28 protein-coding genes, 1 tRNA gene and 1 pseudogene are annotated in these 26,910 nt (G+C 56.9%); 15 read left to right on the top strand and 15 right to left on the bottom strand.

Annotated elements, in window-relative coordinates; translation table 11 throughout:
* The first annotated feature begins 103 nt into the window (after positions 1-103).
* A tRNA-Val gene (locus tag ACR0MS_RS16975) sits at positions 104-178 on the top strand.
* Between the two features lie 101 nt (positions 179-279).
* Here the strand turns inward: ACR0MS_RS16975 and lon are convergent.
* The gene (lon, locus tag ACR0MS_RS16980) at positions 280-2,688 is read right to left on the bottom strand and encodes an endopeptidase La (protein WP_480575878.1); all 2,409 of its coding nucleotides are present in this window, start codon (positions 2,686-2,688) and stop codon (positions 280-282) included.
* A gap of 211 nt (positions 2,689-2,899) precedes the next feature.
* Positions 2,900-4,030, bottom strand: a complete 1,131-nt coding sequence (gene tgt, locus ACR0MS_RS16985) for a tRNA guanosine(34) transglycosylase Tgt (protein ID WP_480575882.1) — start codon at positions 4,028-4,030, stop codon at positions 2,900-2,902.
* A 328-nt stretch (positions 4,031-4,358) separates the two neighbouring features.
* Here tgt and ACR0MS_RS16990 point away from each other — a divergent pair, with 328 nt between their 5' ends.
* The 3 genes from ACR0MS_RS16990 (at position 4,359) to ACR0MS_RS17000 (ending at position 5,983) form a co-directional block, all read left to right on the top strand.
* Complete coding sequence (locus ACR0MS_RS16990; RefSeq protein ID WP_480575885.1) at positions 4,359-5,249, top strand: SPFH domain-containing protein; 891 nt, start codon at positions 4,359-4,361, stop codon at positions 5,247-5,249.
* The gene (locus ACR0MS_RS16995; protein ID WP_480575888.1) at positions 5,249-5,530 is read left to right on the top strand and encodes an NfeD family protein; all 282 of its coding nucleotides are present in this window, start codon (positions 5,249-5,251) and stop codon (positions 5,528-5,530) included. The genes ACR0MS_RS16990 and ACR0MS_RS16995 overlap by 1 nt, the downstream gene beginning before the upstream one ends.
* Positions 5,531-5,620: 90 nt before the next feature.
* Complete coding sequence (locus ACR0MS_RS17000) at positions 5,621-5,983, top strand: SUF system Fe-S cluster assembly protein (protein WP_480575891.1); 363 nt, start codon at positions 5,621-5,623, stop codon at positions 5,981-5,983.
* A 57-nt stretch (positions 5,984-6,040) separates the two neighbouring features.
* Here ACR0MS_RS17000 and ACR0MS_RS17005 read toward each other — a convergent pair whose 3' ends face one another.
* A complete protein-coding gene (locus tag ACR0MS_RS17005) occupies positions 6,041-6,376 on the bottom strand; it encodes a hypothetical protein (protein WP_480575894.1) in 336 nt (111 codons plus the stop codon).
* A 188-nt stretch (positions 6,377-6,564) separates the two neighbouring features.
* On the opposite strand from ACR0MS_RS17005, the gene ACR0MS_RS17010 reads away from it, so the two are divergent.
* Positions 6,565-6,930, top strand: coding sequence for a HesB/IscA family protein (locus ACR0MS_RS17010; protein WP_480575897.1), 366 nt, complete (start codon positions 6,565-6,567; stop codon positions 6,928-6,930).
* Here ACR0MS_RS17010 and ACR0MS_RS17015 read toward each other — a convergent pair.
* Positions 6,927-7,841, bottom strand: a complete 915-nt coding sequence (locus ACR0MS_RS17015) for an isopenicillin N synthase family dioxygenase (RefSeq protein WP_480575900.1) — start codon at positions 7,839-7,841, stop codon at positions 6,927-6,929. The genes ACR0MS_RS17010 and ACR0MS_RS17015 overlap by 4 nt on opposite strands.
* A 122-nt stretch (positions 7,842-7,963) precedes the next feature.
* Here ACR0MS_RS17015 and tpiA point away from each other — a divergent pair, with 122 nt between their 5' ends.
* Positions 7,964-8,713, top strand: coding sequence for a triose-phosphate isomerase (gene tpiA / locus ACR0MS_RS17020; RefSeq protein WP_480575903.1), 750 nt, complete (start codon positions 7,964-7,966; stop codon positions 8,711-8,713).
* Positions 8,714-8,716: 3 nt separating this feature from the next.
* Here the strand turns inward: tpiA and ACR0MS_RS17025 are convergent, their stop codons facing one another.
* The 6 genes from ACR0MS_RS17025 to ACR0MS_RS17050 form a co-directional block, all read right to left on the bottom strand.
* On the bottom strand, positions 8,717-9,028 hold the full coding sequence (locus tag ACR0MS_RS17025) for a DMT family transporter (RefSeq protein ID WP_480575906.1): 312 nt from the start codon (positions 9,026-9,028) through the stop codon (positions 8,717-8,719).
* A gap of 154 nt (positions 9,029-9,182) precedes the next feature.
* Positions 9,183-10,559: a TRAP transporter large permease gene (locus ACR0MS_RS17030; protein WP_480575909.1), complete on the bottom strand. Its 1,377-nt coding sequence runs from the start codon at positions 10,557-10,559 to the stop codon at positions 9,183-9,185.
* Entirely contained in the window at positions 10,559-11,236 is a 678-nt protein-coding gene (locus ACR0MS_RS17035) for a TRAP transporter small permease (protein WP_480575912.1), read from the bottom strand. The genes ACR0MS_RS17030 and ACR0MS_RS17035 overlap by 1 nt, the downstream gene beginning before the upstream one ends.
* A gap of 113 nt (positions 11,237-11,349) precedes the next feature.
* Positions 11,350-12,351, bottom strand: coding sequence for a DctP family TRAP transporter solute-binding subunit (locus ACR0MS_RS17040; RefSeq protein WP_480575915.1), 1,002 nt, complete (start codon positions 12,349-12,351; stop codon positions 11,350-11,352).
* A gap of 358 nt (positions 12,352-12,709) precedes the next feature.
* Complete coding sequence (locus ACR0MS_RS17045) at positions 12,710-13,939, bottom strand: sigma-54-dependent transcriptional regulator (RefSeq protein ID WP_480575918.1); 1,230 nt, start codon at positions 13,937-13,939, stop codon at positions 12,710-12,712.
* Positions 13,936-15,675 (bottom strand): sensor histidine kinase, encoded by a 1,740-nt coding sequence (locus tag ACR0MS_RS17050; protein WP_480575921.1) that lies wholly within the window; start codon positions 15,673-15,675, stop codon positions 13,936-13,938. Before ACR0MS_RS17050 ends, ACR0MS_RS17045 begins: the two co-directional genes overlap by 4 nt.
* A 47-nt stretch (positions 15,676-15,722) precedes the next feature.
* Here ACR0MS_RS17050 and ACR0MS_RS17055 point away from each other — a divergent pair, with 47 nt between their 5' ends.
* The gene (locus ACR0MS_RS17055) at positions 15,723-16,904 is read left to right on the top strand and encodes a cytochrome P450 (protein ID WP_480575923.1); all 1,182 of its coding nucleotides are present in this window, start codon (positions 15,723-15,725) and stop codon (positions 16,902-16,904) included.
* Between the two features lie 5 nt (positions 16,905-16,909).
* On the opposite strand, the gene ACR0MS_RS17060 is transcribed toward ACR0MS_RS17055, so the two are convergent.
* Entirely contained in the window at positions 16,910-17,389 is a 480-nt protein-coding gene (locus ACR0MS_RS17060; RefSeq protein WP_480575926.1) for an Lrp/AsnC family transcriptional regulator, read from the bottom strand.
* Between the two features lie 143 nt (positions 17,390-17,532).
* Between ACR0MS_RS17060 and cobA the strand changes: the two genes are divergently transcribed.
* The 7 genes from cobA to infC all read left to right on the top strand — a co-directional run bounded on the left by cobA (position 17,533) and on the right by infC (position 23,163).
* The gene (gene cobA, locus ACR0MS_RS17065) at positions 17,533-18,309 is read left to right on the top strand and encodes a uroporphyrinogen-III C-methyltransferase (RefSeq protein ID WP_480575929.1); all 777 of its coding nucleotides are present in this window, start codon (positions 17,533-17,535) and stop codon (positions 18,307-18,309) included.
* Complete coding sequence (locus ACR0MS_RS17070; protein ID WP_480575932.1) at positions 18,309-18,623, top strand: DUF2849 domain-containing protein; 315 nt, start codon at positions 18,309-18,311, stop codon at positions 18,621-18,623. Before cobA ends, ACR0MS_RS17070 begins: the two co-directional genes overlap by 1 nt.
* Before the next feature lie 67 nt (positions 18,624-18,690).
* Complete coding sequence (locus tag ACR0MS_RS17075) at positions 18,691-20,355, top strand: nitrite/sulfite reductase (RefSeq protein WP_480575936.1); 1,665 nt, start codon at positions 18,691-18,693, stop codon at positions 20,353-20,355.
* Positions 20,345-21,106, top strand: a complete 762-nt coding sequence (locus tag ACR0MS_RS17080; protein ID WP_480575939.1) for a phosphoadenylyl-sulfate reductase — start codon at positions 20,345-20,347, stop codon at positions 21,104-21,106. The genes ACR0MS_RS17075 and ACR0MS_RS17080 overlap by 11 nt, the downstream gene beginning before the upstream one ends.
* Positions 21,103-21,510 (top strand): DUF934 domain-containing protein, encoded by a 408-nt coding sequence (locus ACR0MS_RS17085; RefSeq protein WP_480575942.1) that lies wholly within the window; start codon positions 21,103-21,105, stop codon positions 21,508-21,510. The genes ACR0MS_RS17080 and ACR0MS_RS17085 overlap by 4 nt, the downstream gene beginning before the upstream one ends.
* 111 nt (positions 21,511-21,621) lie before the next feature.
* Positions 21,622-22,455: a ferredoxin--NADP reductase gene (locus tag ACR0MS_RS17090; protein ID WP_480575969.1), complete on the top strand. Its 834-nt coding sequence runs from the start codon at positions 21,622-21,624 to the stop codon at positions 22,453-22,455.
* A 246-nt stretch (positions 22,456-22,701) separates the two neighbouring features.
* Positions 22,702-23,163, top strand: coding sequence for a translation initiation factor IF-3 (infC, locus tag ACR0MS_RS17095; protein WP_480575972.1), 462 nt, complete (start codon positions 22,702-22,704; stop codon positions 23,161-23,163).
* A gap of 44 nt (positions 23,164-23,207) precedes the next feature.
* On the opposite strand, the gene ACR0MS_RS17100 is transcribed toward infC, so the two are convergent.
* From ACR0MS_RS17100 to ACR0MS_RS17110, 3 genes are all read right to left on the bottom strand, one after another.
* A complete protein-coding gene (locus ACR0MS_RS17100) occupies positions 23,208-23,600 on the bottom strand; it encodes a hypothetical protein (RefSeq protein ID WP_480575945.1) in 393 nt (130 codons plus the stop codon).
* A 71-nt stretch (positions 23,601-23,671) separates the two neighbouring features.
* Positions 23,672-24,988, bottom strand: a complete 1,317-nt coding sequence (locus ACR0MS_RS17105; protein ID WP_480575948.1) for an aspartate aminotransferase family protein — start codon at positions 24,986-24,988, stop codon at positions 23,672-23,674.
* A complete protein-coding gene (locus ACR0MS_RS17110) occupies positions 24,985-25,752 on the bottom strand; it encodes a beta-keto acid cleavage family enzyme (protein ID WP_480575951.1) in 768 nt (255 codons plus the stop codon). Before ACR0MS_RS17110 ends, ACR0MS_RS17105 begins: the two co-directional genes overlap by 4 nt.
* Between ACR0MS_RS17110 and ACR0MS_RS17115 the strand changes: the two genes are divergently transcribed.
* Positions 25,671-26,741: a MurR/RpiR family transcriptional regulator gene (locus tag ACR0MS_RS17115; protein ID WP_480575954.1), complete on the top strand. Its 1,071-nt coding sequence runs from the start codon at positions 25,671-25,673 to the stop codon at positions 26,739-26,741. The two genes, ACR0MS_RS17110 and ACR0MS_RS17115, sit on opposite strands and share 82 nt — an antisense overlap.
* Before the next feature lie 39 nt (positions 26,742-26,780).
* Here ACR0MS_RS17115 and ACR0MS_RS17120 read toward each other — a convergent pair.
* A pseudogene (locus tag ACR0MS_RS17120) lies at positions 26,781-26,910 on the bottom strand (FAD binding domain-containing protein); the annotation flags it as partial.

A 26,910-nucleotide genomic window follows, 5' to 3' on the forward strand; every position in this document is an offset into this window, starting at 1 on the left:
GTTCAGCTTCGGGGCTTTTTCCAATAAGGCGTCTGACAACGCACCAAAACTCATTTGGTCCCTCTTGCGGACATCAAAGACTCGCTGTAAGACGCCGCCCTACGGGTGATTAGCTCAGTGGTAGAGCGCTTCGTTCACATCGAAGATGTCAGGAGTTCAAATCTCTTATCACCCACCACCTCCCCTTTTTTAGGAACGTGAATTGGCCTTTGGCCGCGGTGTCCAGAGAAAAGAATAAGGGCGAGGTCGAAACCCCGCCCAATCCATTTAGATCAAAGCTTAGTGCGTCGTTGCAGATGCCCCGGAATTGTCCGTCGACTTGGCCGCGGCTGCCGCTGCTTCTTCTGCGGCCTCATCCCACTCGATCGGCTCAGGCTCGCGTACCAGCGCTTGTTTCAGAACTTCGGACACGTGGGTTACGGGAATGATTTCCAGCCCCTCTTTCACATTGTCCGGAATATCCGCCAAGTCTTTCTCATTCTCTTCCGGAATCAAGACCGTTTTGATGCCACCACGCAGGGCCGCCAGCAGTTTTTCCTTCAAACCGCCGATCGGCATTGCGTTACCGCGCAGCGACACTTCGCCCGTCATGGCAATATCTTTGCGCACCGGAATACCGGTTAGCACAGATACGATCGACGTCACCATTGCCAAGCCCGCCGACGGGCCATCCTTGGGCGTCGCACCGTCCGGCACGTGCACGTGGATGTCGAGTGTGTCGAACTTTGGCGGCTTCACCCCGATCTGAGGCGAGATTGACCGTACATAGGACGAGGCCGCGTCGATGGATTCTTTCATCACATCGCCCAGCTTACCGGTGGTCTTCATCCGACCCTTACCCGGCAGTTTCAGCGCCTCGATATGCAGCAGATCGCCACCAACCGACGTCCAGGCCAGACCGGTCACAACACCAACCTGATCGTCCTGCTCGGCCAGTCCATAACGGAACTTGGGCACGCCAAGGAACTCATCCAGATTGTCAGGAGTCACCGTGACGGAGTCGGCCTCTTTCTTGATGATCTTGGTCAGAGATTTCCGCGCGACCTTGGCGATCTCACGCTCAAGGTTCCGCACGCCCGCCTCGCGGGTATAGGTGCGGATGATCGACTGCAACGCCTCATCGGTCAGTTCAAATTCCTTGGCCTTCAGACCATGGTTCTTGACCTGCTTGTCGATCAGGTGCTGCTTGGCAATCTCGGATTTCTCTTCCTCGGTGTAGCCAGCCAGCGGGATGATCTCCATCCGGTCCAGCAAAGGTCCGGGCATGTTATAGCTGTTCGACGTGGTCAGGAACATCACGTTGGACAGGTCATATTCGACTTCAAGGTAGTGATCCATGAACGTGCTGTTCTGTTCCGGGTCCAACACTTCCAGCATGGCTGAGGCCGGGTCACCACGGAAATCCTGCCCCATCTTGTCGATCTCATCGAGCAGGATGAGCGGGTTCGTCGTCTTGGCCTTTTTCAGCGCCTGAATGATCTTACCGGGCATAGAGCCGATATAAGTCCGGCGGTGACCCCGGATTTCAGATTCGTCGCGCACGCCGCCCAGCGAGATACGAATGAACTCGCGCCCCGTGGCCTTGGCAACCGATTTCCCAAGCGAGGTTTTACCCACACCCGGAGGGCCAACAAGACATAGGATCGGGCCTTTCAGCTTTTTCGACCGCTGCTGAACCGCCAGATACTCAACGATCCGCTCTTTGACCTTCTCAAGGCCATAGTGATCGGCATCCAGAATATCCTGCGCGCGGCCCAAGTCCTTTTTGACACGGGATTTGGTGCCCCACGGCAGAGACAAGATCCAGTCCAGATAGTTGCGCACAACTGTGGCCTCAGCCGACATGGGCGACATGTTCTTGAGCTTCTTCAGCTCACCCTCGGCCTTTTCGCGCGCTTCCTTCGACAGCTTGGTCTCAGCGATTTTGGCTTCCAGTTCAGCAACTTCGTTACTGCCGTCCTCACCATCGCCCAGTTCCTTCTGAATGGCCTTCATCTGCTCATTCAGGTAGTACTCGCGCTGGGTCTTCTCCATCTGAGATTTCACGCGGGTCTTGATCTTTTTCTCGACCTGCAGAACCGACATCTCGCCTTGCATCAGGCCATAGACTTTCTCAAGCCGCTCACTGACGCTGAGGGTCTCCAAAAGCTCCTGCTTCTGTTCAACCTCGATGCCCAGATGACCCGACACAAGGTCAGCCAGTTTCGCCGGCTCAGCCGTCTCGCCAACCGCAGTCAGGGCTTCTTCGGGAATATTCTTGCGCACTTTGGCGTAACGCTCAAATTCATCGGCAACGGTACGAAGCAACGCTTCGGTAGTGGTCACGTCACCGGGAATTTCAGTCAGGTATTCCGCGCGCGCTTCAAAGAATTCATCATTTGTCAGGAATTCGTTGATCTGAACACGCGCCTGCCCTTCAACCAGCACTTTTACAGTACCGTCAGGCAGTTTCAGCAGCTGCAGAACATTCGCCAAAACGCCTGAGCGATAGATACCATCTTCCGAAGGATCATCGTCGCTGGGGTCAATCTGGCTGGACAGCAGAATCTGCTTGTCGTCCTGCATCACTTCTTCCAGTGCGCGGACGGATTTTTCCCGACCCACAAACAGCGGCACGATCATGTGTGGGAACACAACGATGTCGCGCAGCGGAAGTACGGGGTACGAGGAATTCAGAGGCTCTTGCATGCTCAATCCTTATCATTGGCAAGACGGCACCGGTCCCTCATCGAGGCAACGCCCGACCGTCTCCTGTTTGGACGATTAAGGTGGGGCTTCACCGCCCATTTTCAACCTTACCGTCATTTGTCTCAATCAGAATGACCCGAGGTTTTTCGGACTGCAAGGCGTCGTGCCGATATATCCACGGAATTTACCACATGAAGGTGGCTCCGCGTCATTAAATCGGCTCGATATCCCCCTGCGCGCGCTTCGCGTGGAATTCGGACTGCCATGTCTGAAATGTTCCGACTGCGATTGCGTCACGCATGCCCTGCATGATTTCCTGAAAATAATGCAGGTTGTGCCAAGTCAAAAGCATTCCCGAAATCATCTCATTCGACCGGAAAACGTGGTGCAGATAGGCGCGGGAATAGTTTGAGCAGGCCGGGCACGCGCATTTCTCATCCAACGGGCGTGGATCGTCCGCGTGACGCGCATTCTTAATGTTTACAACACCATAGCGCGTGAACACCTGCCCCGTGCGCCCGGACCGAGACGGAAGAACGCAGTCCATCATATCAATTCCACGCGCAACGGCCCCAACGATATCGTCGGGTTTTCCGACACCCATCAGATATCGAGGCTTATCAACGGGCAGCATGTCAGGGGCAAAATCCAGCACGTCGAACATGGCCTCTTGGCCCTCGCCAACGGCCAGACCCCCAACGGCATAGCCTTCGAACCCGATTTCCTTCAACGCGTCCGCTGATTCCTCGCGAAAATCCTGTTCCAGCCCACCCTGCTGAATACCGAACAATGCATGACCGGGACGGTCGCCAAAAGCCTCGCGCGACCGTTCCGCCCAACGCATCGACAGGCGCATCGACTCGGCGATCCGATCACGATCCGCAGGTAGCGCCGGACATTCATCGAAACACATGACGATGTCAGACCCAAGCAACCGTTGAACTTCCATCGACCGTTCAGGCGTCAGTTCGTGCTTGGACCCGTCGATATGAGATTTGAAGGTCACACCCTTTTCGGTCAGCTTGCGCAGCCCGGCCAGCGACATGACCTGAAACCCGCCCGAATCCGTCAGAATGGGACGTTCCCAATTCATGAATTTGTGCAGGCCGCCCAACCGATCAATACGCTCGGCAGTTGGGCGCAGCATGAGGTGATATGTGTTGCCCAGCAATATATCCGCACCGGTCGCACGCACGCTTTCCGGCATCATGGCCTTAACGGTGGCCGCAGTGCCAACAGGCATAAAAGCGGGCGTGCGCACGTCGCCACGCGGCGTGTTTATGACGCCGGTTCTGGCCTTGCCGTCGGTGGCTTTTAGCTCGAATGAAAACCGCTCGGTCATTGGATTGCTCTTTGGGTCGCTGAACCGGGCAGCATTTGCCCGATCTGAGGCTGCTTTGCAACCCGTCGGGATCTTGATGAGCAAAGTCCGAATTCCTTAGATCGCCCAAAATCCAAAGGATACGCGCCAAATGCCGGGCTACCTTCCGACACTTGCCTCAATCACCGCCCACCTTTTCTGGATGCAAAGCGGTCACATTCCAAAATTTCCAGCGTACGCCATGATGGTCAAAGATATGCAATAATACGCATTCCCTTCATACCAGAGTTGAAATTGTGCGATTCAATCCCCAAATGTATACCATCGTACACAATAATAGAGGACAGATATGACAGAAGACCAAATTATTGGATTGCTTACTTCAAACATAATCTACTTGCTTGCGGCGGTTCTGATTGTCGTCGTTATTCTCAAAGGCATCAAAATCGTGCCTCAATCCGAAAAATACGTGGTTGAACGGTTCGGTCGCCTGCATTCGGTCCTAGGCCCCGGGATCAATTTTATTGTTCCTTTTCTCGACGTTGCGCGCCACAAGATATCTATTCTTGAACGCCAGCTTCCTAATGCGACACAAGACGCCATTACCAAGGACAACGTGCTGGTGCAGATCGACACCTCGGTGTTCTACCGCATTCTGGAACCGGAAAAGACGGTTTATCGTATCCGCGACGTAGACGGTGCGATCGCCACGACCGTGGCCGGGATCGTCCGGGCCGAGATCGGTAAAATGGATCTGGATGAGGTACAGTCGAACCGTGCCCAGTTGATCACCCGCATTCAGGAAAGTGTTGAAACCGCCGTGGATGATTGGGGGATCGAAGTGACCCGGGCCGAGATTCTGGACGTGAACCTGGATCAGGCAACCCGCGACGCGATGTTGCAGCAGTTGAACGCAGAACGTGCGCGCCGTGCGCAGGTTACCGAGGCCGAAGGTCAGAAACGCTCGGTCGAGCTTCAGGCGGACGCGGAACTGTACGCAGCCGAACAGACTGCTAAAGCACGCCGTATTCAGGCCGAGGCCGAAGCTTACGCCACCGGCGTCGTTGCCAAGGCCATTCAGGACAACGGCATCGAAGCTGCCCAGTACCAGGTCGCGTTGAAACAGGTTGAAGCCCTGAATGCGCTGGGCAATGGAACCGGTTCGCAAACGATCGTTGTGCCTGCCAACGCGCTTGAAGCATTTGGCGATGCGTTCAAGATGCTGAAAGGAGCTAAGTAATGGCCGACCCGTTTTGGCTGACATGGTGGATCTGGCTTGCCGGGGCTTTGGCCCTCGGCATCCTTGAGATCGTCTTGCCCGGGTTCATCTTTCTTGGCTTCGCGATCGGTGCCGCAATAACAGGTATCTTGCTGGCAATTCCGGGCATCGCGCCTTCGCTGTCCATTTTGCTGTTGATCTTTGCCGTGTTGTCTCTGGTTTCCTGGCTCGTATTGCGGCGCATGTTCTCCCTGCCGCACGGACAGGTGAAAACCTTCAATCACGACATCAACGAAAAATAACGCTGGCGCCCTTCGGGGCGCCACACCGCCTCTGGACGCTGCCATTGGCTTTCCCTATATAAATTCTCAGGAAACAAACCCGAGGCACATATGACTCATCCGAGTGAACAGTTTGAAGGCACCCCGCTGATCGCGCCTTCGACCATCGAGCACCCCCTGTACGACGCAGTGGTTGAGGCTTGCCGGACGGTCTATGACCCTGAAATTCCTGTAAATATCTACGATCTGGGCCTGATCTATACGATCGACATCACCAGCGACAACGCGGTCAAGGTCATCATGACGCTGACGGCTCCGGGTTGCCCTGTTGCCGGTGATATGCCCGGCTGGATCGTCGAGGCCATCGAACCCGTCGCTGGCGTCAAAGAGGTCGACGTCGAACTGACGTGGGAGCCCCCCTGGGGCATGGAAATGATGTCCGATGAAGCCCGGCTTGAACTGGGTTTCATGTAAACCCGGCGCTTAGAAATCCAAAATTAGTCGAGGGCCTGTGGCCGGGCCTTTCACCGGTTACTGAATGTTGCAGGTGGTCTTTATCTCGTCGGCGCGTTGGTCCAACTGTTTGACGTAATCCCCTGATAACATTGTCAGTCTTTTCTTTTCGGTTCCGGTCACCAGACCCAACAAAGCGCCTGCAGGCGTAATCGCAATCGCGCTTTCAACCTGCTGGTCCTGCGCATGCTTCTTTTCCGCAGCAATGGCGCGAAGATCGCCTTCGGCGGTTGCGCAATTTACCGGGTGGCGGGCTGCTTCGTCTGCAACGGACATGCTCGAAACGGCTAGAACCACGGCGGTTGCTGACAAGACCAGCACGCCGCGCTGCATTTTCATGAATCGACTGCTCATTAGACCGAGTCCCCTGAATTACCTGCTCAAACACGGCTCAGGCTAAAACCATCACGTTGCCAAAAGCAAATGTTTACAGGTCCATTTCCAAACTTGACTCGAAAAGTTAGGTAAGCAGGGCTGCTATGTCTTGAGACTGCGCCCAGTCAGCATTAAATTGGTAGCAACCTGTGAGAACGGAGATCGACATGTTCGGTATTCCCGGCAAAAACGCCGTGACGATGACGCCTGAAGCTGCTGCGCAGATTGCCCGCCTGATGGAAACAGGCGGACATGCCGGTTTGCGTATTGGCGTCAAGAAAGGCGGTTGCGCCGGCATGGAATACACCATGGACTATGTTGACGAGGCCGACACCCACGATGAGGTGGTCGAACAGGACGGCGCGCGGGTCATGATCGCACCGATGGCGCAGATGTTCCTGTTCGGAACCGAGATCGACTATGAAGTGTCGTTGCTGGAATCCGGTTTCAAGTTCCGCAACCCCAATGTGGTCGACGCCTGCGGATGCGGTGAATCCATCAAGTTCGATGAAACTCTGACCCCACAGCGTTAAGACGCCGTCTTTAGGTGGATGTAGGTCTCGTTGAACCGTCGGGTGAGGTGTTCACCGGCGGATATCACCTGGTCTGAGTCCGGGGGCGCGACATTCGTGTCGTAGGACGGGTTGAAAAACAACGGGATCGAAAGCCGTTCTTCCGCGCCTCCAACAACCCTGTGCATCGTCGCCTTCACCTGCCCTTCTGTCCAGAACTCCAACATTTCCCCGAAGTTGATAATGAACGTGCCAGGTTCAGCGCGCACCTCAGCCCAATTGCCATCCGGCAGTTGCGCCTCAAGCCCCGGCGTACCATCCGTGGCCACTAGGGTCAGACAACCATAGTCCGTGTGTGCGCCGATACCGAAATCCTGCGCGCCTGCCCATGCGGGGCGTTCAGGGTAAAAATTGCCGCGCAGTAAGGCCATCGGCGTACCGAATGCGGCATCAAAGCTGTGCGCGTCCCGGCCCAAAGCCGCCGCGACAGCGCGCAAAATACGCATCGCGACAGCACAGGCGTCATCATAATAAGCTTGGATCGTGCCCCGAAACCCTGATGGCGATTGGGGCCACAGATTCGGAGCGTAGACACTCAGCCCCCGGCTCGCATAGGGATCATCAGCCGCCAGTTCATAGCCGCAATCAAACACCTCTTTGAAATCGGGGTTTGCATTGGGGTCAACCTGCTCGGACATGGGGGCACCCCAGCCCCGGTTTGCGCCGGTCCGGGCCATGTCGACACGCCGTTTCTCGGCTTCCGGCAAATGAAAGAACGCGCGGTATTCGGACAAAACCATCTCGATACGCTCTTTGTCCAAACCCGTGTTGGACACGCACAAAAAACCGACATCCCGCACCGCTCGCAGCAGCCGTTCCAACTCGGTCGTGTCGCGAGCATCCAGTTTTGCCAGATCCAAAGTGTCGATCATACCTGCCTCATTCTTTAGCGGGATTTCTGTCGATTTCCCCGCTGCTCTGCAACCAGAATTGTCACGCCCTGTCCCGGGTGTTATCCGAAGGTCAAACAACAGATCATGTGGGAGTATGCGAGATGCGGCGCAAGCTGGCGGCAGGCAATTGGAAAATGAACGGAACGTCATCTGCATTGGGGGAATTGACCTCACTTGCAAGTGCGTACCCCACCCCGTCGGTTGAGGTTCTGATCTGCCCACCTGCCACTTTGCTTCATAGGGCCGCCGAAACGTTGAAGTCCGCCGATATCCAAGTTGGTGGACAGGATTGCCACGCCAACGGATCTGGTGCGCATACAGGCGATACCAGCGCCGAGATGTTGGTGGATGCCGGGGCCACTGCGGTGATCCTTGGCCATTCCGAACGCCGCGAAGATCATGACGAGCAAAACGAAGACGTCCGCGCCAAGGCCCGTGCCGCCATGGACGCTGGTCTGAAGGCAATCATCTGCGTTGGAGAAAGCCTCGAACAGCGTGAGGCGGCCAATACGCTGGATATTATCGGCGGGCAGATGTCAGGGTCTATTCCCGATCAATCCACCGGTGAGAACCTGATTGTGGCCTATGAACCGATCTGGGCCATCGGCACCGGCAAGGTGCCGACCTTGGATGAAATTGGCGAGGTTCACGACTTTATCCGCGCCCGTCTGGAACGGCGATTTGGCGAGGGCGTTGGCCGCTCGGTCCGGTTGCTGTATGGCGGATCGGTCAAGCCCGGCAATGCCGCCGAGATTTTTGCCGTGTCCAACGTGGACGGGGCGTTGGTCGGTGGGGCCAGCCTCAAGGCGCAGGATTTCTCGGGCATTATTGACGCGCTGCAAAACGCCTGAGCGTCAGGCCAGTTTCATTGTCACCAGACCGGCCACGATCAGGGCCGCTGCTATCAGGCGCGGGGCTGTTAAAGCCTCGCCCAGAAACATGACGCCGACCATAAAAGCACCGACTGCCCCGATCCCGGTCCAGACAGTATAGGCCGTGCCCAAAGGTAAATCGCGCATCGCCAGTGCCAACAGACCAAACGATCCGACCATCGACACGCCCATCAGGGCCGTTGGCCAAAGCCGCGTAAAACCTGCCGATTGCTTCATCGCAACCGCCCAGACGATTTCCAACAATCCGGCAAATAACAGCAGTATCCAAGGCATCGAGGCACCTCATATCTATTCGGGTCGTCCCGAATGGCCTACCATGATGGTGAGGTCGTCCTCTGCCACTCAGATGGGCATTGCGCATAATTCCTCAAGAGGCAGAAAAGAAAAAAGCCGGACCACTGGGGCCCGGCTTTCGCATCGTGTTTGGTTAGTTCGTTATGATTTCCGGTCCCATGAAGGTGTTGGGCAGGAAGGTCGATATCCACGGGATATACGTCACCATGATCAGGAAGACGAACAGGACCGCCAGGAACGGCAGGGCTGCGCGAACCACGCCCATCATCGGCATTCCGGCCACGCCCGAGGTCACGAACAGGTTCAGCCCGACCGGAGGTGTAATCATCCCAATCTCCATGTTGACCACCATGATGATGCCCAGATGGATCGGGTCGATGCCCAGTTCAATCGCAATCGGGAACACCAGAGGTGCCACGATGACCAGCAGGCCCGAAGGCTCCATGAACTGACCGCCGATCAGCAGGATCACGTTCACCACGATCAAGAAGGTCACAGGTCCCAGACCCGCCGACAGCATGGCACTGGCGATGTGTTGCGGCACCTGCTCGTCGGTCAGCACATGTTTCAGGATCAGCGCGTTGGCGATCACGAACAGCAGCGTGACGGTCAGTTTGCCAGCCTCGAACAGCGTGTGCTTGGTATCGGGGTGGAAAAAGGCCGTCACCAGCGCATAGGGCTTTTTGATCAGCGGCAGATTGGGTTGCCCTTCTTCGGTGCTGAGTGGCCCCATGTCCTTGTAGACAAAGCTGGCGATCAGGAAGGCATAGACGGCGGCCACGGCCGCAGCCTCGGTCGGTGTAAAGATACCGCCATAGATACCACCCAGAATGATGACGATCAGGAAAAGGCCCCATCCGGCCTCGCGCGCCGAGGCAAAGATTTCGCCCCATCCCTTCCAGTCACCCTTGGGCAGGTTCTTGACCTTGGCCATGACATAGATGGTGATCATCAGCATCAGTCCAGCCATCAGGCCCGGAATGACCCCGGCAAGGAACATGCGCCCGACCGAGACCTCGACGGCGGCGGCGTAAACCACCATCACAATCGACGGCGGGATCAGGATGCCCAGCGTACCGGCGTTACAGATCACACCGGCGGCGAATTCCTTGGAATAGCCCACCTGACGCATTCCTGCGATCACGATGGAACCGATGGCCACCACGGTCGCCGGAGATGAGCCCGAAAGCGCGGCAAACAGCATACAGGCAAACACGCCCGCAATCGCCAGACCACCCGGCAAATGCCCCACACAGGCAATCGAGAACCGGATGATCCGCCGCGCCACACCACCCGTCGTCATGAAGGACGAGGCCAGAATGAAGAACGGGATAGCCAGCAGAGTGAAATGGCCCTCGAACGCCTCAAACAGCGTGCCCGCGACCGAGGCCAGCGAACTGTCGGAATAGATCAGCAGGAATAGTGTCGAGCTGAGGCCAAGCGCCACCGCAATCGGAACCCCGATCAGCAGCAGGCCAATGACCATTGAGAAAAGAAGAACGACGTCCATCAGTCATGCACCCCTTGTTGTGCGCGGACTTCTTCGATCTCGTCCTCGACTTCGTGACTGGCGACAAGGCGGTCGGTTTCACCGCGCCAGATTTGTACTGCGACCTGCGAAAACCGGATCACCAGCAGCAGCATCGACACCGGCAACACCAGATATGGGATCACCTTGGGCAGCTTCTCGTAGCCTTCGCCATAGTTGATCATGTCTTCCAGAAACCGCAGCGGTGCGACCATTGGGATATCGTCGACCTCGTAAAAACTCTGGCTGCGCGCACCGGTGTCGAACCCGGTCGGGAACCAGCGACCCGAGGTCGGCGGCAGATCCGCAAACACGGCCCAGTAATCATAGGATCCTTTCAGCAGTAGCAGCGAGAACACCAGACAACACGCCACCGAGATCAACGCCAGAATGCGGCGCGGCGCAGGGGCCAGCATGTTCAGGATCGCGTCCACGCCCAGATGTGCGTGCTTTTTGACCGCATAAGATGCGCCCAGCAGAACCAGCCAGCCGAACATGAACACTGTCAACTCAAGCGCCCACAGAATATTGGAATTAAAGGCAAACCGGGCGATCACATTGGCAAATGTCACGGCCGTCATCAGGCCAAGCAACACCGCGATCAGGGTTTCCTCGATATGGTCGATCAGCCCGCCTTGGCCGGGATTCGCACCAGACATCTTTCTGTCCCCACATTTTTTGTGATGAGAAATATTGGGGCGGGCACATTATGGCCCGCCCCGGCGACGCGTCGATAACTCCCCAGTCCCCAGACGCGTTGCCTCAACCGGGATCAGAACCCGGCGTTGATCGCCTGTGCTGCGTCGATCTTATCCTGACCTACGTCATCGGCGAACTTGTCCCAGACGGGTTTCATCGCGTCCACCCAAGCCTGACGTTGCTCGGGGTTCAGTTCACGAATGATACCGCCTGCGTCGGTGATCGAGGCTTTGGCCGCTTCGTTCACAGCAAAGGCTTCTTTGTTCCGAGTCGCGGTCACTTCGTCCAGAATGGTCAGGAATTGATCACGCACTTCGGGGTCGAGGCTGTCCAGCCAGTCCACCGAGGTCACGACCAGATAGTCGATGATGCCATGGTTGGTCTCGGTGATGCCGTCCTGCACCTCAAAGAACTTCTTGCCGTAGATGTTGGACCAGGTGTTCTCCTGCCCGTCCACAACGCCCTGCTGCAGCGCGCCGTACACTTCCGAGAACGCCATTTTCTGCGGGCTTCCTCCGATCGCTTCCATCTGCGCCACCAACACGTCCGAGGACTGAACGCGGAACTTCAGACCATCCGCGTCGGACGGGCTTTCCAGCGGCTTGTTGGCCGACATCTGCTTCATTCCATTGTGCCAGAATGCCAGCCCTTGCAGGCCACGGCGCTGCATGCTGTCCTTCATGGCCTGACCATCAGCCGATGCCTGGAACGCATCCACAGCGTCGATGTTCTTGAACATGAACGGCAAATCGAACAGGCGGAACTGCTTGGTGAATTTCTCGAATTTCGACAACGAAGGCGCGGCCAGTTGCACGTCGCCTTGCAGCATCGCTTCCAACACCTTGTCGTCATTATAGAGGGTCGAGTTCGGGAACACCTCCATGCACATCACGCCGTTCATCTCGTCATTGACGCGCTGTTCCAGCAGCGAGGCCGCGATGCCCTTGGGGTGTTTGTCCGTGTTTGTCACATGAGCGAACTTCACTACGATTTCGCCGTCATCGCAGGCCGCCATACCAGCAGTTGCAGTCACAGTCAGCGCAACAGCGGTTGCAGCCGTTGTCAGGAATTTCATCAGTCTCTTCCTCCCAGACTTCTTAGATGCATTCAAAGGACGCATAGGCTGCGTCGCATGCCGGGGAGTGAACCGAATCGTCACTCACGTCTCAACTTTTTGTTCAAAAACCTCCTCCGAGATTTTTTATTATTTCCTTTCATAAGCTTACACTGAACATCTGCCCAAACCAGCAGAAGACCCTCGGCATCCGTGCGGAATTTCGCACAGGTTTGCGCCTCATTGTGCGGGATTCCGCACGGCTGACGAATCGCCTTTTCAGAATCACCGGGCCACAACCGCAGTTCGCCTTGGCGAACTGCCACCCCCAACGCCTTTAACTGCATGACAATGCAGAGAAAGGAGGCGGGAGCATCGGCTACCTGCGGTAGTCCTCGGGGCGAATCTGATACCGCGCCAGCTTGTCATAGAACGTCTTCCTCGGAAGCTTCAGCGCTTTTGCCGCGTCTGCCGCTTTGCCGTTATAGCGCCCCAGCGCTGCGATCAGCAGCGATCTTTCCACTTGGGCCATTTGCTCGTTCAGTCCCAAATCTGTGGCGCGGGATACTTCTTCGGGCATACCCAGAACGAACCGCATCGCCGCCGACATCAAAGACCGCGAGTTGCCCGGCCAGTCACTGGCCATGAGCGAGGCCAAATGCTCTGGGCTCACTTCTGGGGCCGCTATCCCCGTCTGCTCGGCTGCCTGCCCCACGTAATGTCTGAAGATCACCGGAATATCTTCCCGACGTTCTGCCAAAGATGGAATGCGGACCCGCATTACGTCCAGCCGATAGAAAAGATCGGCATTAAACTGCCCTTTGGATGACAAGTTCGCCAGATCAGCCGTCGTTCCCGCCAGAATTCTTGCTTCGACGCCCTGCTCCAGCATCTCAAGTGCTGCATATTGCGTTGCCTCGGGCATGGTCCCGATCTCGTCCAGAAAAAGGGACCCGCCCGCAGCATCTTCACATGCCCGCACCAAATCACTCTGCGTAAGCCCGGACGCTGGCCGTTTGACGAATGCCCCCTGCGCCTGAGGCGACATCATATGAATGACCTCGGCGACCTTGGCGATACCGCTTCCGGCAGGCCCGGTCACAAGGACCTCGGCCTTGGTCGGCGCAACAGTGCGAATGCGGTTTCGCAATTCTTCGGCCGTAGAAGAATGCCCGAACAGCAATCGGGCTGCCGGATCACCGCGCTCAAGCTCTCTCTTGAGTGCGCGCTGCTCCAATACCTGCGAGCGCGCGTCCATCGCCCGCCCGAGAACCTCCAACAACTCGGCAGCGGCACAGGGCTTTTCCAGAAAATCATAAGCCCCCTTCCCCATCGCCTGAACCGCCATCGGTATGTCGCCTTCTCCGGTCAACAGAATGACAGGCAACTCGGGGTCGACCTCATGTGCATAGCTCAGCAGATGAAATCCATCCCGGCCGGGCATACGGATATCCGATACAATAACCCCCTGAAAATCCGACCGAATGTGATCCTTGGCCGCGACAAAAGACCCTGCAGTCACAGGCGCATAGTCCGCCAATTCAAGCGTTTGAGCCAATGCCTCGCGCACGGCGGAATCGTCGTCGACCAATAAAACCTTTCGGGTCATGTCACGTCTTGTTCCCTGAAATGTTCAAGTTCAACGGTGAACACGGCGCCCTTTTCGGTGTTGGAGCCGCGAATATTTCCTCCGAAACTTTGAACCAGACCGTAGGAAATCGAAAGCCCCAGCCCCATCCCTTCGGAAGATCCAACCGTCTTTGTCGTATAAAACGGCTCGAACAGTTTTTCCGAGTTTTCTATGCCCGGACCGATATCCCGCACAGTAACAGACAGTTTGGACCCCGACCCCATGCGAATACGGATTCGAATTAGTCTTTCGTCCTGATGGCTCATGGCGTCAGCGGCGTTATTGATCAGGTTTACAAAGACCTGAACCAGCCGAACCTCACCCCCCCAAGCAAATACCGGCTCCGCAGGTGATGCCCAATCCATCTCAACCCGTTCCGACCGCAGCCGGGCTTGGGTCAATTCCACAGCGGTATCAATCACCTGAACCAAATTGACCTTGCCCATCGGTTCGCTTTCATTCCGCGCAAAGGCGCGCAGATTCTTGATGATCCGCGCCATGCGCCCGGCCATCTCGGAAATACGCGTCAGGTTTTCTGCCGCCCGTTCTTCGCGCCCTTTTGTCAAAAACGCGGTTCCGTTGTCGGCAAACTGCTGGATGGCCATCAAAGGCTGGTTCAACTCGTGACTGATACCGGCTGACATCTGACCCAAAGCGTTCAGCTTGCCGGCCTGAATAAGGTCCTCTTGCGCATGCTTCAGGGCTGTCTCAGCCTCCTGCCTCTCGCGCACTTCTCGGCGCAGTGCCGTGTTCGCAGCCGTGAGCGCATGGGTTCTCTGCGCGACCCGGCTTTCCAGAACTGTGTTGGCTTGCGCCAGGGTGCGCCTTCGCTCTGTGGCCAGAAACAGCAAAGCACCAAAGGCAAGACAGATCGCGGCAACCGTAGCGGCCTGCAACCCGGCCAATCGCCGGGCCGGAGCGACATCGACCAGTACCTCGGCTGTCATGTCGATCACCGGCAGGTCCAATGTCAAATGCAGGGCCCGTTGCGGCAAATACCGTCCCCAATCCACCTCCCATAACTCATGCGGCCCCACCTGAACCGAGGCGAACGCCACCGCCTCACCGGTTGGAGGAGACAGCCCAAGCTGGCCGTCGCCGCGATGCCAGAACAACAGGTCCGAGCGGTTGGAGATGAACACAACCCCGTCGGCATCGACAAAGAAAACCGCCTCGGTACTGCCGCGCCAGGTCTGTTCGACATCCTGCACATCGGCGATGACCATCAACGCCCCCTCCACCTTCCCTGCCGATCCAAAAGCGGGTGCGGCATAGGAATAAATTCGATCTCCGGTCGCCGCCAACACGCCATGCGCACTGCCCATGGCCCCCTGCAACGCGCGCTCAAAGGCGGGGTGATCGGCCATATTGGTTTGTGTCACAGGCTGCGCCGAGACCAGAACCCGACCATCGCGATCCAGATAAATCATATCGACCGCAGCCGTCTTGTCGGCTACGTCCAACAGCACTGATCGCGCTTCGCGCTGCTGTGCTTCAGTCTCGAGCGTGTCGAAGGCAGGATGCGTGGCCATCAGCACAGCCAGTTCCTGATACACCTGCATCTGCGTACTCAGTCGGTCCGCCGCCAGTTCCAGATCGGCCTCTGCCTTGTCGCTGAGTTGAAGCAGCGCCTGCCGGTAGCCATAGGACCACACTCCGGCCGCCAACAACGTGACAGCAAACAAAAATCCCAGTACGACCCAAACCCTTTGCATGTCATAGGGTCTTGCATTCACCGGGCCACATGGCAAGTGTGCCCGTCATGAAGACCTTATCGCAATCACCGGTCGACCCGGATTTCGTTCAAAACCCCTATCCTTTTTATGACGCGGCCCGAGCACACGGGGACTTGTTCTATTGGTCTGAATACAAAATGCCCGCCGCCGTTTCACACAAGGCGGTACAGACGCTGTTGAAAGACCGCCGATTTGGTCGCGAAGTCCCGGCTGAAATGCAAGAACCCCGCCCAAGCCACCTTGCGCCGTGGCTCGCCGTCGAAGCGCACTCTTTGCTGGAAGCAGAACCGCCGCGTCATACTCGTCTGCGCGCCCTTGTGATGCGCGCCTTTACGTCCCGCGCCATCGCGAGCCTTGAGGAGTCGATCCACGATCTGAGTCATTCCCTGATTGACCAGTTTCCCGCTACGCCGTTTGACCTACTGGGTGGCTTCTGCACTCAGGTGCCTGTCGTTACAATTTGTAGGCTTCTGGGGGTTCCCGAAGAAAAGTCACCCGATCTGCTGCGGTGGTCGCATGATATGGTTGCGATGTATCAAGCCAGCAAGACGCGCGAAACCGAAGACAGCGCGGCGACCGCTTCGCGGGAATTCACGGCGTTCCTGTCCTCGTATATCGACATGCGCCGCAATGATCCGCGCGACGACCTGATCACTCGCCTGATCGAGGCCGAAGAACAGGGCGAAAAACTGACCAAGGATGAATTGGTGGCGACATGCATCCTGCTGCTTAACGCCGGGCACGAGGCAACGGTGCATTCTTTGGGAAATGGCATAAAGACCCTGCTGAAACTGGGGATTGGCAAAGACGCGCTTTCACCGAACGCGATCGACGCAACGGTCGAGGAAATTCTGCGCTTTGACCCGCCACTGCACATGTTCACCCGATATGCCTATGAGGACATTGAGCTATTTGGTCACCGCTTCAGACGAGGGGATCAGGTGGCTTTGCTGTTAGGCGCTGCAAACCGTGATCCCTCGGTTTGGGCGAATCCCAACATGTTCGACCCGAGCCGCCCTATTGTGACGAACAGCAGCTTCGGAGGTGGATTGCATTTCTGCGTCGGAGCACCTCTGGCACGGCTCGAGATGCGTATCGCGCTGTCGGTTCTGTTCGAGCGCTGCCCGAACTTGCGCCTGAGCACAAAGCCCGATTATTCAGACAGTTACCACTTTCACGGGCTGACCCAACTTATGGTCGAGGTCTAGCGGTCTCAGCGCTCGATCAAGGTGTTCAGGGGCAACATAGTCGTCGACTTGATTTCTTCCATCGACAGCAACGCCGTGACATTGTGAACGCGCACCTCAGAGATCAGTGTCTGGTAGAATTCATCATAGGCCCGCGCGTTTTTCACCCGGACTTTCAGGATATAGTCGATATCACCCGCCAGACGGTGTGCTTCCTGAACTTCGGGGCGATCCCGAAGGGCCTTCAGAAATTTTCTCTGCCAGTCAGCCTCATGCTCGGAGGTGCGGATAAGAACAAAGAAAGTCGCTTCAAATCCAAGGGCCTCGGCGTCCAGCAAAACGGTTTGCTGACCAATGACGCCTGCGCCCTTGAGCTTGCGAATTCGATTCCAGACCGGCGTCTTCGAACTGCCAACTCGAGCTGCAATTTCGTCCAGAGATTGGCTGGCATCGCGCTGAAGCTCTACCAGAATTTTCCGATCCGTATCGTCAATCCGCACCGACATTCCAATTTTTCCTTCGTTTTGAAACCCACGTCCCAAATGGCGTCACCACCGGAACATACGTTCTTATTTCTGCACCCATATGGCGCAATACCGGGAATATTTCCTATATTGCAAGGCAAGTCAAACCAACCTTGGAACGGGACATGCGGCATTCGCAAACAAAAGATGGCATTGGGCACGTCGACTTCGTCGGCGCAGGTCCGGGCGATCCCGAGTTGCTGACGCTCAAGGCGCTGAACGCTTTTGAGTGTGCGGATGTCGTATTGCATGACCGTCTGATCAGCGCCGAGGTTCTGGCGCTGGCCGGTCGAAACGCTGTTTTGGTCGACGTGGGCAAGGCCGGGTTCGGCCCCTCATGGAAACAAGAAGACATCGACGCCCTGCTGGTCGATCACGCGGCAAATGGCCAGCGTGTCGTGCGCCTCAAGTCCGGCGATCCGACTGTGTTTGGTCGTCTCGATGAGGAAATCGAAGCGGTTCAGGCCGCGGGGATCACGTGGACCATCGTTCCGGGCATTACTGCGGCCTCTGCCGCTGTCGCCGGGATCGGCCAGAGTTTGACCCGTCGCGGGCGCAACTCCTCTGTCCGTTTCCTGACAGGTCACGACATGAAAGGTTTCGCGGATCACGATTGGAACGCGCTTGCCCGAACGGGATCCGTCGCAGCGATCTACATGGGCAAAAAGTCCGCTCGTTTTATTCAAGGTCGCCTGATCATGCACGGCGCGGATCGTGCAACCCCGGTAACACTGATCGAAAACGCATCCCGGCCCGACCAGCGCATATTGGCGACAACGCTGGATCAACTGCCCAATGATCTGAATGCCGCCGAGATGGATGGCCCAACCCTGACGTTTTATGGCCTTGAACCGCGTAACGCGGTCAACGCCCTGACCCAATTCCAGAAGGAGCACGCCTGATGCCCCGCGCTTTTACGCCCAAAGTTGTCACCGCAAACCATTTGCTGGAAGGTGACGTGATCTACCTGACCGAAGACGACCGCTGGTCACGTGAACTGTCCGAGGCAGAGCTGATCACCGATGAAGCCCACGCGCAGGTGCGCCTGCTGGATGCCGAACGTCAGGCAAATGTCATTGTAGGCGCGTATCTTGCCGACGCCGTAGCCGGTAAAAACGGCCCCGAACCGACCCACTTTAGGGAAGACTTCCGTCGGACTGGCCCATCCAACTATGCCCATGGCAAACAGGAAACTTCCCCGCAGCCCCGGACCTGAGATCAGGCCCTCTCTCTCCCCTTCAAGGCCCCCCAGGTTTCGGGGCTGCAACTAAGGACAGCTAATCATGTATCGCTACTCCGAGTTCGACACAGCATTTTTGGCAGAACGCAACAAACAGTTCCGCGCCCAGGTTGAGCGTCGTATCGACGGCTCGCTGACCGAGGATGAGTTCAAACCTTTCCGTCTGATGAACGGCCTGTATCTGCAACTGCATGCCTACATGCTGCGGGTCGCGATCCCTTATGGCACGCTCTCCAGTGCGCAGATGCGTCAACTGGCGCTGCTGGCCGAGAAGTGGGACAAAGGTTACGGCCATTTCACCACGCGTCAGAACATCCAGTATAACTGGCCGAAACTGAAAGACGTGCCGGATATGCTGGACGCGCTGGCCGAAGTTGGCATGCACGCCATCCAGACCTCGGGCAATACCATCCGCAACGTGACTGCCGACCATTTCGCCGGTGCCGCCGCGGATGAAATCGCCGATCCGCGCCCCTATGCCGAACTGCTGCGCCAATGGTCGACCGACCACCCGGAATTCCAGTTCATGCCGCGTAAGTTCAAGATCGCCATCACCGGCAGCGAAAACGACCGCGCCGTGATCAAGGCACACGACATCGGCCTGCAACTGGTCGAGCGTGACGGCGTTCTGGGCGCGCGCGTCATCGTGGGCGGCGGTCTTGGCCGCACGCCGATGATCGGCAAGGAACTGTCCGATTTCGTCGCCTTTGACGATCTGCTGGCCTATCTTGAGGCCACCGTTTCCGTCTGGAACCAGATTGGCCGCCGCGACAACAAGTACAAAGCGCGCATCAAGATCACCGTGCACGAAAACGGCATCGACACCATTCGCGCCAAGGTCAACGAGCGCTTCTTGCAGGTTCGCCCGCAGTTCAAAGGTGCCGATATGGAATTGCTGGAAGAGATCAAGGGTCACTTTGCGGCTCCTGCTTTCCGCGAAGCTTCGGTTGCGTCGTTCGAAAGTGCCTACACCAATGATCCGGTGTTCCGTTCGTGGGTGGATACCAACATCGCACCGCACAAGAATGCGGACCACGCGATTGTCACGATTTCGATCAAGAAGCATGGCGCGACACCCGGCGATGCAACCGCCGAACAGATGCGCGTGATGGCTGATCTGGCCGAAGAGTTCGCCTATGACGAACTGCGTATCAGCCACGAGCAGAACGTGATCCTGCCGCATGTCCACAAATCGGACCTGCCTGCGATCCACGCCAAGCTGAAGGAATACGAACTGGCCACCGCCAATATCGGCCTGATCAGCGACATTATCGCCTGCCCTGGCATGGATTACTGTGCGCTGGCGACCGCGCGCTCGATCCCGGTTGCTCAGGAAATCGCAACCCGTTTCGACGACCTGAAGCTCGAGCATGATATCGGCCACCTGAAGATCAAGATATCGGGCTGCATCAACGCCTGTGGGCACCACCACGTGGGTCACATCGGCATTCTGGGTCTGGATCGCGCAGGCGTCGAGAACTACCAGATCACTCTGGGTGGCGACGGCACCGAGACGGCCGCCATTGGCGACCGCACAGGTCCGGGCTTTGCCTATGATGAGATCGTTCCCGCCGTTGAGCGGATCGTGAATACCTATCTGGAGCAGCGTGAGAGCGCCGAAGAGGAGTTCCTGCAGACCTATCGTCGTGTCGGCATGGCTCCGTTCAAAGCGGCTCTTTACCCCGAGGCTCAGGCGAATGCCGCTTGATCTGATCCAGACGGAACTGGGCAAAGACCGCAGCGCACTGACCGAAAAAGTCGAAGCGCTGAACGCCCGGTTCCGGCACCACAGCGCGCATGACGTGATGCACGGTGCCATCGAAGAAATCGAAGACCTCGCCCTGGTGTCCAGCTTTGGGGCGGAGTCGGTTGTGTTGCTGCACATGGCGGCGGTGGTCGACAAGATGACCCCGGTGCTGTTCGTGGACACGCAGATGCTGTTCACCGAAACGCTGGAATACCAGCAGGGTGTGAGCGAGCGTCTAGGCCTGAAAAACGTCCAGATCATCCGCGCCGAGGATGAAGATGTACAACGTGATGACCCCTATGGGGCTTTGCGACTGCGGGATACGGATGCGTGCTGCAACTTGCGCAAGACCTTTCCGCTGCAAAAGGCGTTGATGGGCTATGACGGCTGGATCACCGGGCGCAAACGGTTCCAGTCCGGCACCCGCGCGGCGCTCGACTTCTTTGAGGTCGAGGACGGAACGGGCCGGATCAAGGTCAACCCGCTGGCGCATTGGGCGCCCGAGGATGTGCGCGCCTATATGGACGAGAACAACCTGCCCCGGCATCCGCTGGTGGCCAAAGGATACCCTTCGATCGGCTGTGCGCCCTGCACGTCGCCAGTGAAAGAAGGTGAAGACCCCCGCGCCGGACGTTGGCGCGACCAGAACAAGGAAGAATGCGGCATCCATTTTGTCGATGGCAAGATGGTGCGCGCCGGAGAGACAACATGAACGTAATCGTTACCGATGAGGGCTTTGCCCCCGACGACTGGACCGATGGGTTTGTCACGCTGGAAGACGCCGCCAATGATGTGGTTGCGCTGGATGTGGCCTCGGACACCGACCCCGATCAACTGATTGAACGCCTGGGCAACGCCAAGATGGTGCGCGTGGATTTCCCGTCCTCGGCTGATGGCCGTGGTTTTACGATCGCGCGCATTCTGCGCTTGAAAGGCTACTCGGGCCGCTTGCGTGCAAAGGGCCATGTTTTGGCTGATCAATACGCAATGGCCCGCCGCAGTGGTTTCGACGAAGTTGAAATAGATCACAGCCTTGCAAGCCGACAGCCCGAAGACCAGTGGCTTGCGCGTGCGAACTGGAAAGACAACAACTACCAAGCCCGCCTGCGCGGTTAACCGCATCAAATCGCCAGCTTATCGACAGGACGTGGGGGCAACTGCCCCCTTTTCCTGACTTGGATCAAAGATTAAACGGAGATGTCGGTTTACCGAACCGGCAGTGAAACGATGACAGAGATGAAGCCCGTGACCGAAGCAACCACCGTGAAGGCCCCTGTTCTGCCGGACGCGCAGACCGTAACCGACGTCAAGCACTGGACCGATAGCCTGTTTTCCTTCAAGGTATCGCGCCCCGCCTCGCTGCGGTTCCGCTCGGGCGAGTTCGTGATGATCGGCTTGTTGGGTGACAACGGCAAGCCTTTGCTGCGCGCCTATTCGATCGCGTCTCCGTCCTGGGATGAAGAGCTGGAGTTCTACTCGATCAAGGTTCAGGACGGTCCGCTGACCTCGAAGTTGCAGCACATCAAGCCCGGCGATCAGATCATTCTGCGCCCCAAGCCAGTGGGCACGCTGGTCCATGACGCCCTGCTGCCCGGCAAGCGCCTGTGGTTCTTTGCCACCGGCACCGGCTTTGCGCCCTTCGCCTCGCTGCTGCGCGAGCCGCAGACCTATGAAGATTACGACGAGGTCATCATCACCCATACCTGCCGCGAAGTGGCCGAGCTGGAATATGGCCGCCAACTGATCGAAAGCATCCGACAGGATGAGATGCTGGCAGAGCTGATGGGCGAAGGTTTTGCCGACAAGATCCGTTACTACCCGACCACGACTCGGGAAGAGAGCCCCAAGATGGGCCGCATCACCAATCTGTTGAAAGACGGCACCGTGTTCACAGACCTTGGCATTGAAGGCGGCATCAAACCGGATACCGACCGCGCGATGGTGTGCGGGTCGCTGGCCTTCAACCTTGATATCAAGGAAATCCTTGAAGAGTTCGGCCTGCGCGAAGGCGCAAATTCCGAGCCCAAGGAATTTGTGATCGAAAAAGCCTTTGTTGGCTGATCAGACCGCGCCGGTCACTGTCCAGGCTATGACCGGCGCATAAACCTGCCGCGAATCCTGTGAATTTCAATCGTTTCAGCGCGGTTGGCGCTTGAAACGGGGCGCGCGGCAGTCTAAATTTCGGGCTCGAAATTCTGCAATCATCAAAGGAATGAACCCATAGCCCGCAGACCTCACAACGCGCCGCCGCAACGAGAAACTGGCCCGCGCGTCAATGAAAAGATCCGTGCCCCCGAAATTCGCCTGATTGGTGCTGATGGAGAAAACGTCGGGGTGGTTCATCCCGCTAAAGCCATGCAACTTGCCGCCGATGCCGGCCTAGACCTGGTTGAGATTTCGCCGAATGCGAACCCTCCGGTCTGCAAGATCATGGATTTTGGCAAGTTCAAGTACGAACAGCAGAAACGCGAAAGCGAAGCGCGTAAGAAGCAAAAAGTCATCGAGGTGAAAGAGGTCAAGTTCCGGCCCAACACCGACACGCATGACTATGACGTCAAGATGAAGAACGTCTTCAAGTTTCTGGAAAAGGGCGACAAGGTCAAAGTCACCCTGCGCTTCCGTGGCCGTGAAATGGCGCACCAGAATCTGGGCCGTGAACTGCTGGAACGTGTGGCCGAGGACATCAAGGAATTGGGCAAGGTCGAGAATATGCCCAAGATGGAAGGCCGCCAGATGATCATGATGATCGGGCCCTTGCCGCAAAAATAAGCCTGGCTTAGGTCAGCTTATCAAAGCCCCCTTTTCAGGGGGCTTTATTGTTCCGCCTGCCGTTCCCGCAGCCAAATAACCGAGTCGTTCAGATCGAAGCCGAGGGAAATGAGGTCGACCACAAGAAGCAACACCAGAAACTGCACGTAACCTGGTGACAATGCGGACGCATCCATCAACAGCATAATGACGATTGCAACCATTGGAATCCAGCAGACCAAGTGAGGCAGTGCCATCGCCTTGGTCATACTTCTTGCTGCGCGCATGATCGGAATATTCAACGCCATGCCTGTGACGGACAGCGCAGCGATCAATGCACCTTGTGGTTGATCGACAAATGCAAGCGGAGCCAAGTTGACGGGAATGAGAATAAAGGCCATCCAAACTTGAACCCAAAGGGGTAATTCCCTAAAACTCATCCAAATATCGCGAACCATTCATCACCTGTGCACAATTAACTAATGAATTACTTTATTGGATACACAGGAATAGTCAGTTCACAAACACGTTAAACGACTGCGGATATCGCTTTACTCAACTTTGTGACTAATTCGCCGATTTCCGAGTTTCCGATAATGAACGGCGGCGCCAATAGGATATGATCGCCATGCCTGCCATCTCGGGTTCCAGACATGGGATAGCAGATGAGCCCTTCTGAAAACGCGGCTTTTTTTATCTTTGCCGCTGTGCCACGCGATGGATCAATCGGTGTTTTCGTCGCGCGGTCTGCAACCAATTCCAACCCGCAGAATAACCCACGGCCCCGGATGTCGCCGACATTGGGATGTTGGCCAAACTCATCCAGCAGCGCGTTTTGCAAAACCTCCCCCATCTCGGTGGCGCGCGCCGGAAAGTCGCGTCGTATCAATTTCTGCACCACCGCCAGCGACGCAGCCGTTGCGACGGGATGGCCAACATATGTGTGCCCATGCTGAAAGAAACCTGAACCACTCTCGATCGCGTCATACAACTTACTGGTGCACAGCATCGCTCCGATCGGCTGATACCCAGCCCCCAACCCTTTCGCGATACACAGGATGTCGGGTGAGATTCCGTCGTGGTCGCAGGCATACAGATGCCCGGTTCGGCCCATCCCGCACATCACTTCATCCAGGATCAGAAGAACGCCGTATTGATCGCAAATCTCACGGATTCGGCGGAAATACCCCTCAACTGCCGGGACCGCGCCCAGCGTCGCTCCGACAACCGGCTCCGCCATGAACGCCATCACCGTTTCAGGCCCCAACCGCAAAATCTCAGCTTCGAGTTCGTTGGCAACAAGCTGGCCGTAATCGTGACTGCTCTCGCCGTCCGGTTTCTCGGCGTATTCATAGCAAGGCGCGATATGAGTCATCTCGATCAACATCGGAGCGAACTGCGCCCGTCGCCACGCATTCCCCCCGGCAGACAACGCGCCCAACGTGTTTCCGTGATAGCTTTGACGCCGGGCGATCACGCGACGACGTTCAGGTTGACCGATCTCAAGGTAATACTGTCGTGCCAGCTTGATCGCCGCTTCGGTCGCTTCTGACCCTCCGGACACAAAATAAACGCGATCCAGATCGCCAGGGGCATGTTCGATCAATACCTCCGCAAGGGCCTCAGCGGGCTCGGATGTCATGAACCCCGTATGTGCAAAGGCGATCTTTCCCACCTGATCCTGCACGGCCTCAATAACCGATTGATCCGAATGACCTAAACAAGACACTGCAGCGTCCCCGCAATCAAGATAACGCTTTCCCGCAGCATCGACGATATAGCACCCGTCGCCCGCAACAGCGACCGGCAGGTCGGATTTTGTATGACGTGGAAAGACGTGGCTCATGACCCATTCTCCTTCAATGCTGCGACAAGCGCCTTCACCGAGGACGCATTGTCCTTCCATGGCATGTCATCTTGGTTAGTCATGCTGTTCTCAAACCCGACGCGCACATCCCCGCCCCGTTTGACGGCTTCTATCAAGCACGCGTGCTCGTGCCGACCAAACGCACAGACCATCCACCGCGATTGTGTGGCAGAAAACAGGTCCAGATCATTCGGAGTGGACTGCTGCCCTTCAACATAGCGACCAAGCACCAGCAATCTGTCTGACTGAGCCGGTCTGACAAGTCCCTGCTTTTGCCAGTGCGCCAGCACCGCAGCGTCATTGGCGTCGTACAAGATATGTTGCACGCGCGTTCCCTGCTCGGCGCAGGTCGCATAAACCTTGTCGACCAGATCAGGTGATCTGGCAATTTCTCTGACCGCGATCGACACCCATTTGGGGCACACTGCTACAAGACACTCCAACTGGGCAGAAACGTCAAACATGCCAGCGGCTTCGGTCGTGATCTGCACGTCCATTTCAGGAACTACCCGGTGCAACTCCCCAATCGTTTCTATGTACCGGCCTGCGTCCAGACTGTGCTGACCTTTTTCATCACGCACATGCAGATGAATGCCCTGCGCACCAGCGTCAAAACAGGACCGCGCGGTCGCTACAATCTGCTCTGTCGTAACAGGCAGATTTGGATGATCACCTGCCCCGCGACGCGCACCATTCGGCGCCACAAGAATATACGGAGAGTGCTGCAACTTTTTGGGTGTCATCAGTCCTGCCTTCCAAGGTTCAACCCTATCTACCCGTGCCCCGCATGTTTTCAATTTGCAAATCGCAGAACATATGTTTTTTTACCATCATGAAGGACACGCTCAATAGCATCACCAACACACTGCGCCGGGACATCGAACAGATGCCCCCCAGCCTTCAAGCTGCCGCGAAATACATCATAGATTTCCCGGGCGACTTTGGCCTGAATCCTATTCGCGTGACGGCTGCACGTATTGGCGTCAGTTCCAACGTATTGGTCCGCCTCTCTCACCGCATGGGCTTTGATGGCTTCGACGCGTTTCGTGAACCCTTCCGGCAAGCCCTCGTGACAGACCGTGAAGATGACTTGGGTCAAGACTGGCTGACAAGTTTGCAGTCGGAGGACGCGTTAAGCCAGTCACAGGCGAAACACGCCCAAAACGCTCAGAACGTCGTAACACGTTCGCTCAGGCTTATGCACCCAGACAAGATACGCAGCGCCGTCGACTTCACCACCAATTCCGAAAGGTGCTTTGTGACGGCCACCCGCGCCAGCTATGCGCTGTCATACTATTTTTCCTATGTCGGACGAATGGCGCATCCCGGCATACAGCTTGCACCCCGGCACGTCGGCTCAGCGATTGATGATTTGCTGGAGGCTGACCACAAGGATTGCCTTCTTGCTATTACGGTCCACCCGTACTCAGCCGATACAATTCAATCAATGCGTTTCGCCAAGCAGAAAGGGATGAAAATCATCCTTATTTCAGACAGCGATGTAATAGCGCCAAAAGTCGAGCCCGACGTGACGTTTTCAGTCAGCGCGCGTTCCCTATATGACTTCTCGAATTTTACCGGTGCGATGGCTGTTTTGGATTGCATCCTGGGGCATCTTTTCAACGCGGGTGGCAAAAACGCACAGCAGCGCGCGCAGCAATACCAGCAAGCCCGCGAAGACACTGGCGCATACTGGCGCCCCTCGAACGCGCCGCGGGTTCGAAATCCTTAACCAAGGCCCTTTGTTCCAGGGCCTTGGTTGATTGGGCTATTACAAGCAGTCCTGGATTGCCCGTTTAGTCATGACGCTGACCAGATGCGCACGGTAGTCCTTGCTGCCATGCAGGTCGCCGATCATGTTTGCGGGGTTGATGCTCAGGCCGGTCAGGGCGTCGGGGCGG

It is taken from the genome of Ruegeria sp. CJ2 (genome assembly GCF_056536745.1).